Annotated in this window: 5 protein-coding genes; 3 read left to right on the top strand and 2 right to left on the bottom strand. The window is 64.4% G+C overall.

Annotated features, from left to right (window positions below):
* The coding region (locus PKA57_RS03230; RefSeq protein WP_324297614.1) for an FAD-dependent oxidoreductase at positions 1-386 on the bottom strand (386 nt) is incomplete at its 3' end.
* A 112-nt stretch (positions 387-498) separates the two neighbouring features.
* On the opposite strand from PKA57_RS03230, the gene PKA57_RS03235 reads away from it, so the two are divergent.
* A complete protein-coding gene (locus PKA57_RS03235; RefSeq protein ID WP_324297492.1) occupies positions 499-3,783 on the top strand; it encodes a carboxyl transferase domain-containing protein in 3,285 nt (1,094 codons plus the stop codon).
* A gap of 54 nt (positions 3,784-3,837) precedes the next feature.
* Here PKA57_RS03235 and PKA57_RS03240 read toward each other — a convergent pair whose 3' ends face one another.
* A complete protein-coding gene (locus PKA57_RS03240; protein WP_324297493.1) occupies positions 3,838-5,916 on the bottom strand; it encodes an autotransporter outer membrane beta-barrel domain-containing protein in 2,079 nt (692 codons plus the stop codon).
* 203 nt (positions 5,917-6,119) lie between these two features.
* On the opposite strand from PKA57_RS03240, the gene PKA57_RS03245 reads away from it, so the two are divergent.
* Positions 6,120-7,700, top strand: a complete 1,581-nt coding sequence (locus tag PKA57_RS03245) for a sulfotransferase (protein ID WP_324297494.1) — start codon at positions 6,120-6,122, stop codon at positions 7,698-7,700.
* A 775-nt stretch (positions 7,701-8,475) separates the two neighbouring features.
* The gene (locus tag PKA57_RS03250) at positions 8,476-10,836 is read left to right on the top strand and encodes an efflux RND transporter permease subunit (protein ID WP_324297495.1); all 2,361 of its coding nucleotides are present in this window, start codon (positions 8,476-8,478) and stop codon (positions 10,834-10,836) included.
* The last annotated feature ends 104 nt before the right edge of the window (positions 10,837-10,940 follow it).

Here is a 10,940-nt window from a genome sequence, read left to right on the forward strand (position 1 = left end):
CGGACATGAATGGCAAGGCCCTGCGCGCGCAGACGCTTCAGCCAGGCGCGCAGCAGGGGCGCCGCCTTGAAGTCGGCCGGGAAGACACGGCCCGACGAGCCGATGAAGGTTTCGATGCCGAGATCCGATGCCCAGCGGCGTATGTCGTCCGGCGTGAAGGCTTCGAGCGCCGGGAGAAGCCAGGGCGTGGCCGCGCCGAAGCGGCCGATGAAAGCCGCGAAGGGTTCCGAATGGGTGATGTTGAGCCCGCTTTTCCCGGCCATCAGGAACTTGCGGCCGAGCGAGGGCTTGGCCTCGAAGAGGTGCACCTCGGCGTTCCGCCGTATCAGGGCCTCGGCGGCCATGAGACCCGCCGGGCCGCCGCCGATCACGGCCACGCGCTTCATTCTTGTCACTTCCGTTTCATCCGCGGCGTCGATCGGGGGTGGTGCCATGCGCATAGTCGGCTAACCTAGCGCGATCGGAATTCCGCATCCCAGATATCTTCAGGAACGCCTTATGACTATCACCCATTTGCTGATCGCCAACAGGGGCGAAATCGCAATCCGTATCGCGCGGGCCGCCGCCGATCTCGGCATCCGTACGACGGCCGTCTTCTCGACGGACGATGCGCATTCGCTTCACACGCGCATGGCCGACGACGCTCGCGCGCTGAGCGGACAGGGGGCCGCCGCCTATCTCGACATTGCGGGCATCATCGCGGCTGCGCGCGAGGCGAAGTGCGACGCGGTGCATCCGGGCTATGGCTTTCTCTCCGAGAATGTGGAATTCGCGCGGGCCTGCGCGGAGGCGGGGCTCATCTTCGTCGGACCTCATGCCGAGGCGCTCGACCTTTTCGGCGACAAGATCAAGGCGCGGGCGCTCGCGCAGGCCTCGGGCGTGCCGCTGCTGCCCGGCACGAACGGGCCGACGAGCGTCGATGAGGCGCGCGCCTTCTTCGAGGCGCATGGCGCAATGATGATCAAGGCGGTGGCGGGCGGCGGCGGGCGCGGCATGCGGCCCGTGCGGAGCCTCGGCGAGATTGCGGACGCGCATGCGCGCTGCCAGTCGGAAGCGCGGGCGGCCTTCGGCAATGGCGATGTCTATGTCGAAAAGCTGATCGAGCAGGCGCGGCATATAGAGGTGCAGATCGTCGGCGACAAGACCGGCGAGGTCGCGCATCTCTTCGAGCGCGAATGCAGCCTGCAGCGGCGCAACCAGAAGCTCGTCGAGATCGCGCCGAGCCCTTCGATCGGCAAGACGCTGCGCGATGCGCTCACATCGGCCGCGGTGCGGCTGGCAAAGGCGGCTCATTACGACAATCTCGGCACCTTCGAGTTTCTCGTCGATGACGCCGATATGAAGACCTTCGCCTTCATCGAGGCCAATCCCCGGCTTCAGGTCGAACATACGGTAACGGAGGAGGTGACGGGCATCGATCTCGTGCAGGCGCAGCTCAGGATCGCCGGCGGGGCGACGCTTGCAGGGCTCGGTCTCACGCAGGAGAGGATCGCCGATCCGCGCGGCTATGCGATCCAGCTTCGCGTCAACATGGAAACGATGGATGAGGAGGGCAATACGAAGCCCGCGGGCGGCGTCATCTCGGCCTTCGAGCCGCCTTCCGGCCCCGGCATCCGCGTCGACACGTTCGGCTATGCGGGCTATCGCACCAGCCCGAGCTTCGATTCGCTTCTGGCCAAGCTCATCGTCCATTCGCGCACGGATGATTATGCCGATCTGGTGCGCCGCGCGAGCCGGAGCCTCGGCGAATTCCGTATCGAGGGCGTGGCGACCAACATTCCCTTCCTCCGCAATCTTCTTGGCCATGAGGATTTTGCCGCCAACCGCGTGACGACGCGCTTCATCGAGGAGCATGCGCGGGAACTCGCGGCGGCCATAGGCGCGCCCGAGCGTTTCTTCGGCGGCGCGGGCCACGGCCCTGCGAAAGCGGCGGCGGAGACGATCCGCGGCCCGGAAAACAGCCTGCCGGTCGCGGCGCCCATGCAGGGCAAGGTCGTCAGCATAGACGTTCTCGTCGGCGATGCGGTTCATGCCGGACAGCAGATCGCCGTGCTCGAAGCGATGAAGATGGAGCATCTCGTCAAGGCCGACCGCAGCGGCATCGTGCGGCTCGTCGCAGCCGAACCGGGCGAGGTTCTCTTCGACGGGCAGCCGCTCATCTTCGTCGAGCCGGCCGATGTCGGTGCTTCGACGGCGGCCGAGGAGGAGGCGTTCGATCTCGACCGTATCCGGCCCGATCTTCAGGCCGTGCGCGAGCGGCTCTTCTTCGGTCAGGACGAGGCGCGGCCCGATGCGGTGGCGCGGCGGCGCAAGACCAATCAGCGCACGGCACGCGAGAACATCGCCGATCTTTGCGACGAGGGGAGCTTCATCGAATATGGCGCGCTCGCGGTCGCGGCGCAGCGGCGGCGGCGGCCGATCGACGATCTCATCCGCTCGACGCCCGCCGACGGCATGGTGACGGGCATCGGCTCGGTCAATGGCGCCTATTTCGACGAGGAAAAGGCGCGTGCCGCGATCCTCGCCTATGACTACACCGTGCTTGCCGGCACGCAGGGCGCGATGAACCACAAGAAGACCGACCGCATGCTCGGCCTCGCCGAGCAATGGCGTCTGCCGATCGTCTTCTTCACCGAGGGCGGCGGCGGGCGGCCGGGCGATACCGATGCGCTCGGCGTCGCCGGGCTCGATACGCCGAGTTTCCTCGCCTATGCGCGATTGTCAGGCCTGGTGCCGCGCGTCGGCATCAATTCCGGCCGCTGCTTCGCGGGCAATGCGGCGCTGCTCGGCTCGTCCGACGTCATCATCGCGACGAAGAATTCCAATATCGGCATGGGCGGCCCGGCGATGATCGAGGGCGGCGGCCTCGGCGTCTTCACGCCGGACGAGGTCGGGCCCGTCGATGTGCAGGCGCCGAACGGCGTCATCGACGTTCTGGTGGAGGACGAGGCGGAAGCGGTCGCGGCGGCGAAGAAGTATCTCGCCTATTTCCAGGGGCCGCTTGGCGACTGGTCCTGCGCCGATCAGCGCCTTCTGCGGCATCTCATTCCCGAGAACCGCCTGCGCATCTACGACATCCGCGCCGTCATCGACGCGCTTTGCGACACGGGCTCGGTGCTCGAACTCCGGCGCGACTTCGCGCATGGCATGATCACCGCGCTCGTCCGCGTCGAGGGCCGTCCGATGGGGCTCATCGCCAACAATCCGGCGCATCTGGCCGGCGCGATCGACGCCGATGGCGCGGACAAGGCGTCGCGTTTCATGCAGCTTTGCGATGCCTTCGGCCTGCCCATCCTGTCGCTCTGCGACACGCCGGGCTTCATGGTCGGGCCCGAGGCCGAGAAGACCGCGCAGGTGCGGCGCATGTCGCGCATGTTCGTGACGGCGGCGAGCCTCTCCGTTCCCGTCATGACGATCGTGCTTCGCAAGGGATACGGGCTTGGCGCGCAGGCCATGGCGGGCGGCAGCTTCCACGCGCCGTTCTTCATCGTCTCGTGGCCGACGGGCGAATTCGGCGGCATGGGGCTCGAAGGCGCTGTGCGTCTCGGCTATCGCAAGGAAATGGAAGCGATCAAGGATCCGCAGGAACAGAAGAAGTTCTTCGATCAGATGGTCGCCCGCTCCTATGAGCACGGCAAGGCGATCAACATGGCCTCGTTCCTCGAGATCGACGAGGTGATCGATCCGATCGAGACGCGGCGCTGGGTCCTGCGCGGCCTCGCCTCTCTGCCGAAGCCCGTGCCGGGTACGGGCAAGCGGCGCAACTTCATCGATACGTGGTGAGGGAAGATCCGTTCCCGACGACGCTCAGGCGGCGCCGCCGGGAACGGGTGAGCGTCAGAAGGACAGGATCGCGCGGAGCGACAGCGTGTTGTGCTCGGTCTCACGCCCATAGGTGCCCGTATAGGCGAGCTTGAGTTCGAGGCTGTCCGACACGTTCGCCGCGACGCCGAGACCCGCGACGACGGCCGTTCCGTTGCCCTTGCGGAACGGCGTGCCGGTGAGCGAGGACGGCGTGCCGACGAACTGCGCCGTCAGGCTCGTCGTATCGGAGCCGAGCGCGCCCCTGACGCCGAGGCGGGCTTCCGGAACGAGCGTGCCCCAGCTACGGGCGATGCTGTAGCTCGCCTTCGCGCCGGCTTCGATTGCGCCCGCGTGGATATGCGCCTCGTCGACCTGGAGATTGCCGATACCCGCGCCGGTTTCCGTATAGCCGTTGATGCGGGTGTCGGTGTAGGAGGCGCTCAGATAGGGGCCGGCCTTGAGCGCGGAGGTGACGGGCACGTCGAAGCCGGTCACGACACTGACGCCATAGGTGAGGCCGCCGGTTTCGCCCTGCGCCGTCGCCGGGCCCTGGGCGCGGCGATAGTCGTAGTCGTTCCAGCCGACGAGGCCGACCGCGTCGAGATAGAGCGCGGGCGTGAAGCTGTGCGACATGTAGAGCGAGGCCATATAGGCGGAGACATCGGAATTTCCGAGGTTGCCCTTCACATCGGAATTCGCCTCGGCATAGCTTAGGGCGCCGCCGATGCGCGTCTGCGGCGTGAACAGGTAGTCGCCGCCGAAGGTTGCGCTGAAGCCGTCATAGCCCACGCCGGCAACGCTGCCGGTGGCACCCCGCCGGCCGGTGAAGCCCGACACGAGGCCGAATGCGCGCCAGCCATTCCCCGACCAGTTTCGCCGCATGGGCGCGCCCTCGCCACTGGCGGAGGCAAGCCGGATGAGCGAGCGGCCGGCATCCGACATGGTGTTGCCGGAATAGGCATCGGCAATCCTGATCCCCGCCGCGCCGCTCGTCGACGCCGAGGCGATACCGGCAGGCGCGTCACCGATGCCGAGGCGCAGGTTCGACAGTTCGGTCAGAATGTCGGTCGTGATCTGCGCCGGCACGGCGTTGCCGATGGCCGACAGGCTTTCCGCTGTCGCCTCGGGCATGCCGGTGGCAAAGCTGAAATTCCTGATCGTCAGGATTTCCTCGGCCGTGAGGCCGGTGAAGAAGGGCGAATTGATGGATAGAGGATTGCCATTGTTGGTGATGAGCCGCGCAAGCTCCTGCCCCAGCTCGATGTCGCCCTGTTTCGAATCGAGCGTGTTGCCGAAGGTTGCGATGTCGGCCGTCAGCACGTTGAAGACGACGAGACGGACCGTTTCGCCCGGCGCGACGGAGATCGGGAACTTCCAGATCGGATTGTCGTCTCCGGCGGGATAGTCCAGCACGACTTCCGTCGCCGTATAGGCGTTGTTGCCGAAGATATGCGTGATGACGGGGTCGGCGCTATTCGACTGGGTCGAGACGAGATAGGTGTTGTCCGGTCCGACGGCGACCCATGTCGTATTCGAATCCGAACCGAGATTGTTAGCCCAGGCGAGCGTGCCTGAAACGGTCGAATTGGTTTCGTTGGTGAAAGTGTCGACCCAGCGCACGGCATTGGCGATGCCGCCATCCCTGAAAGGGGTGGTGATGAGCGTGGTCGTTCCGCCGGGCCCACGCGTGGCCTGCACGTTGCGGGTGACGGTGAGCCCGCCGAAATGGGTCATGCCTTCAAGGCCGATGCCGCCATAGCCGTCATAGGCGTCGTTGGCCGTGTGCCCGGTGACGGAATTCCCCGCCGTGCCGAAGCCATTGCCACTCGCTTCGGACAGTGCGCCGGGCACCGAGAACGGGTGGTTCCAGCCGCCAGGCAGCGTGTTGTCGTCGATCTCGTCGCCGGGGCCAGTCGGACGGTTGGTGTCGAAGCCCTTGCCGACATAGCTGCCGCAGCAGCCGGTATTGAAGTTGCCGATATCGTTGATGCCGTTGACATAGAAATAGAAGAGCTGCTGCTCGGCCTTGGAGGGTGTGCTGACACTTGCGATGGCAAGAGCGGACGCACAAAAAAGCAGCGCCGAACGGCGCCGCAACGCAGGTTTGAACATTTAATCCCGTGATACAGAAGATTTGGACCATTGCCTCATTGGCTGAGTGGTCTGAAAACAATTCGCTTCTGATTTTCCGCGCGAAATTATGTCGTTGGCCCGGATTCAGGTGCTTTGGAAATGATTTGTTGTCGCTGCGCCACAGGGCGACGAAAAAGAGGATGCGGAACAGGGGGCGAGATGAAGGCGAAGCGGACGTGCCGATGAGAAGCAATGTGAGGTCGCGCAAGGGCAGCACGAATCAGTCGCCGCTCGACGAAGAGGCGCTGAAGCTGTTTCTTCAGCGCGCGACGGAGCATCACAGCGCGGGGCGCTTCGACGAGGCCGCGCGCCTCTATGAGCATGTGCAGGCCAGAAATCCGGATGCTCTGGCCGCGCCCTATTTTCTCGCGCTCATGGATGTCGAATTCGGACGGCTTGAAAGCGCGCTCGATCGCTTGCGCCACGTCACCAGGCACGATCCGAACTCTTTCGAGGCGCAATACAGTCTTGCCTATGTGCTGCAGGAGCTCGGGCGCTGGCCGCAGGCGATAGATGCCTATCGGCGCGCCGTCGCCCTCAAGCCAAATGTCGCCTTGTCGCGTCTCAACCTGGCTGCCGCGCTCGAAGTCATGGGGCGCCTCGACGAAGCGATCGCGGTTCTCCGTGAGCTTGCCGACCAGAAACATGCGCGCCTGCGGGCGATCATCCGCATTGCCCAACTCAAGCCGGCAGCGATCACGCCGGAGGACTTCGCCGATCTGGCGCGAACGGCCGAAAATCCGGACGCGCCCGTGGGCATCCGGATTTCATCCCTGTTCGCGATGGGCGAGATCCTCGAGAAGCAGGGGCGCTACGACGAAGCCTTCGCCGCTTTCGCCGAGGGCAACCGCCTGCGGCGCCAGAATATCTCCGAGCCCGTCGAGGAGGAGGGCGTGATCGCGCCGCCCGGCGCGCGGATCGTCCACGATACGCCAGAGGCGGCGGCGAGGAAGCATCAAATGGCGGTCGCCAATATAAGCGGGAGGCTGACCGCGCCCTTCATCGCCCGTCACGAGGGGGGCGGTTCGGCCTCGGCGGCTCCCATCTTCATCGTCGGCATGCCGCGTTCGGGCTCGACGCTGCTCGAGCAGATTCTTTCGAGCCACCCAAAGGTTCAGGGCATGGGAGAAACCACCGCGCTGGGCGAAACGCTGGCCGGACGCTTCCCCTACGGTAATTCGGAGACGGAGGAGACGATCGCGCCGGAGCATTTTCGCCGCCTCGCCGATGCCTATCTCGAGCGGTTGCGGGCGCGGGGCTGGCGCAAAGAGCCCTTCGTCATCGACAAGATGCTCGGCAATTACATGCAGATCGGGATCATCCATCTGATGTTCCCGCGCGCGACGATCCTCCACGCCATGCGCGATCCGGTCGACACCTGCCTTGCCGGCTTCCGCAAGCTGTTCCGCTCCGGCAACGAGACGACCTATTCGCTCGCCGATATCGGCGCGCAATATGTCCGCTACCGGGAGATGATGGCGCATTGGGACGAAGTGCTGCCGGGCCGTGTCGTCCATGTGCGGCATGAAGCGCTGGTGAGCGATCCGGACAGCAGGATCCGCTGGCTGGTCGAAGAGGCATGCCGCCTCAAATGGGACGATGCCTGCCTGCGCTTCTATGCGACCCGGCGCCCGGTTCGCACCGCGAGCATCGCCCAGGTTCGCCAGCCGATCTTCACAAGCTCGCTCGAGCGCTGGCGCCGATACGAAAAGCATCTGGGGCCCTTGTTCGAGGCTCTCGGCCCCTACGCTCCGCGCGGCTGATCGTTAACCATGATTGGTAGCCCAGCCGGATCGCCCGTCCACATTGAACTGTGCCAATCTCGCTCATCATGATAAGAATTGCGGCTTGTGTGAGCCCCGGGGGCGGGCCTCTGCGCACAGGGAGTCTGGAGTGGATTTGGGTTGGACCATCCAGGGCGGCGTTTCGCCGGCAATTTGCCGGATCGCGTCGTCGTCGGCCCGGACCGGCGGTTTCCACCGCGCCCGCTCGGTCGTCCTGATGCTCCTTCTCGGCCTTCTGGTGCTGGGCGGAGGCCTCGCGGTCTCCGTGGCTTCCCAGGCCAGCCGGATCGCGTCTGCCCAGACCGGGCAACAGACCGGGCCACTGAGCCAAATCGTCGCAGGGCTCGCCGGAGGTGGAAATTATTCCCCGGGCGCGAGCATCGAGGCAATCTCACGGACATCGTCCGCCATCGCCATGCGGGCCATGAATATGCCGCTGGCGCTGGCTCCGGTTGAGGCGGGGCCTGCAATCAATTCCCCATCCTTAACTCGGTCTTTCACCCTGTCCGGTATCCTTGAGGCACACGGGGCGAGGGCCCCGGCGCGGGCGCCGCCCGTTAATGGCAATTTGTAGTCAGCGTCGAAGATTTGAACGACAAACTTGTGGTGGCCCGCTTCTCGCAGGTATAGAGGTGCGGCTGAAAAAACCGTCATTCATGGCCAGCGAAGACAAAGAAGAGCGAGAGCTCCAGAAACCAGAGTATTCCGATGCAGTCGCCGGCGTGAGGACTGCGCGTCCCTAGGGGAGGTTACCTTGCAGCGTATCGAAAACATCGTGTTTGGCCTTCGCGCCGTGATCCTAGCGATCCTGGCCGTCATCACGATCGTTATGTTCTATTTCGCCATCCAGCTCCGTATGGACGCCGGATTCCTGAAGATGCTTCCGGTCGGCAACTCGTACATCGAAACCTACTTCAAATATGTGGATGGTTTTGGCGGCGGCAACCGCATCATCGTCGTTCTCGAGAACAAGAAGGGCGACATCTTCTCGGCCGACTTCCTCAAGACGCTCAACGATGCGACGCAGGACGTCTTCTACATTCCGGGCATTGCCCGCCACCGCGTGACCTCGCTGTGGACGCCGAACACGCGCTACATCGCCGTGACCGAACAAGGTCTCGAAGCGGGCGACGTCATACCGGCGAATTTCAGACCAACGCCCGAAGGCATCAAGACCGTGATGCAGAACGTGCTGCGCGCCAATCTCGTCGGCCGCCTCGTCTCCACGGACTTCCGCTCTGCCATGATCGCGGCCGAGCTGCTCGAGGTCGATCCTGAAACGCATCAGAAGCTCGACTACTTCAAGGTCGCGAACCTCCTCGAAAAGAACATCCGCGCCAAGTACACGAATGCCGACACCGACGTGAAGATCGTCGGCTTCGCCAAGCTCATCGGCGACATTGCCGATGGCGCCAAGTCGGTCGTCGTGTTCTTCGCCGTCGCCTTCGTGCTCACCTGTCTCATGCTCTGGCTCTATTGCCGGTCATGGCTGCTGACGATCGTCACGGTGAGCTGTTCGCTCTGTTCGCTCATCTGGCAATTCGGCGTTCTGCACCTCATGGGATACGGCCTCGATCCTCTCGCCGTGCTCGTGCCGTTCCTCGTCTTCGCCATCGGCGTCAGCCACGGCGTGCAGCAGATCAACATGGTCGGCGCCGAAATCGCCGCCGGCCTCGACAAGGATGCCGCCGCGCGCGCGACCTTCACCTTCCTGCTGCGTCCCGGCGCCGTGGCGCTGCTGACCTGTCTCGCCGGTTTCGCGACGCTCTACATCATCCCGATCGGCATGATCCGCGAACTCTCCGTCACCGCCTCGATCGGTGTCGCGTTCAAGATCATCTCGAACCTCGTGATGCTGCCGCTCATCGTCTCCTATATCGCGCCGGGCGCGGAATATGGCGACAAGGTGCGGCACGCAATGGAAGTGCGCGCCAAGTTCTGGCCGTTCCTCTCCGCCATCGCCAAGCCGAAGCAGGCGTTCATCTTCATCGTGTTCTGCCTCATTCTCGGTGCGGTCGGCCTCTATGAAAGCCGCGAGCGCCAGATCGGTGACGTCCATGCCGGTGCGGGCGAGCTGTGGCCGAATGCGCGCTACAACCTCGACAGCGAATATATCGCTGACCACTTCCGCCTCGGCCTCAACGTCATGAACGTGATCGTCGAGTCCAATGACGTCGCTTGCGTCGATTACGACAAGATGCGCTATATCGACACGTTCACGTGGGATATGCGCAACGTGCCCGGCGTACAGACGGTGGTGAGCCTTCCCTTCGTGGCGAAGTCCATCAACAGCATGTGGCAGGAAGGCAACCCGAAGTGGGCGGCCCTTCCGCGCGACCCGACCGCTCTCGCCCAGGCGACCTCCAGCGTCGCAAGCTCGACCATGCTTGTCGACACGGAGTGCAAGACGCTCGGTGTCCAGATCTACATCACCGACACCAAGGCCGAGACGGTGAAGCGTGTCGTCGACGCGACGGAAGCCTGGATCAACGATCCGGCGCACAAGCGCGATGACCTCAAGCTCCGCATCGGCACGGGCAACGTCACCATCACCTCGGCGACCAACACCGTGGTCGAGCATGCCGAGCTGCCGATGCTGCTCTACGTCTATGCCGTCGTCATGACGCTGGTCATCTTCGTCTATCGCGAGTGGCGAGGCGCGCTCTGCTGCGTCATCCCGCTGGTGCTGGCGACGATCATCGGCAACTGGTTCCTGACGGCCGCCGGTATCGGCCTCAAGATCTCGACGCTGCCGGTGCTCGCGATCGCCGTCGGTATCGGTGTCGACTACGGTATCTATGAGTACAACCGTATCCAGCGATACATGCGCATGGGCGTCTCGCCGCATCAGGCCTATCTCCAGGCGCTCAACGACGTGGGCTCGGCGACGATGTTCACGGGCGGCACGCTGGCGATCGGCGTCTCGACCTGGAGCTTCTCGGCACTGAAGTTCCAGGCCGACATGGGCCTCCTGCTCACCTTCATGTTCATCGTGAACATGATCGGTGCGGTGACGCTCCTGCCGGCGCTCGTCGCGGCGCTCGAATATATCTGGCCGCTGAAGCGCAAGCCGCTCACGGAAGAAGAAGCACGCGCCATCCGCCACGCTCACTGATCGGGCGAGGCGAAACGGAAACGGAAAAGGGCGGCCAGATGGCCGCCCTTTTTCTTTGTCCGGTCGAATGTGCCGGAGGGGAACTCCTGAAGCGCTGCCGCCCG

Origin of the sequence: Parvibaculum sp. (assembly GCF_035325945.1) — a bacterium.
Taxonomy (GTDB): Bacteria; Pseudomonadota; Alphaproteobacteria; order Parvibaculales; family Parvibaculaceae; genus Parvibaculum.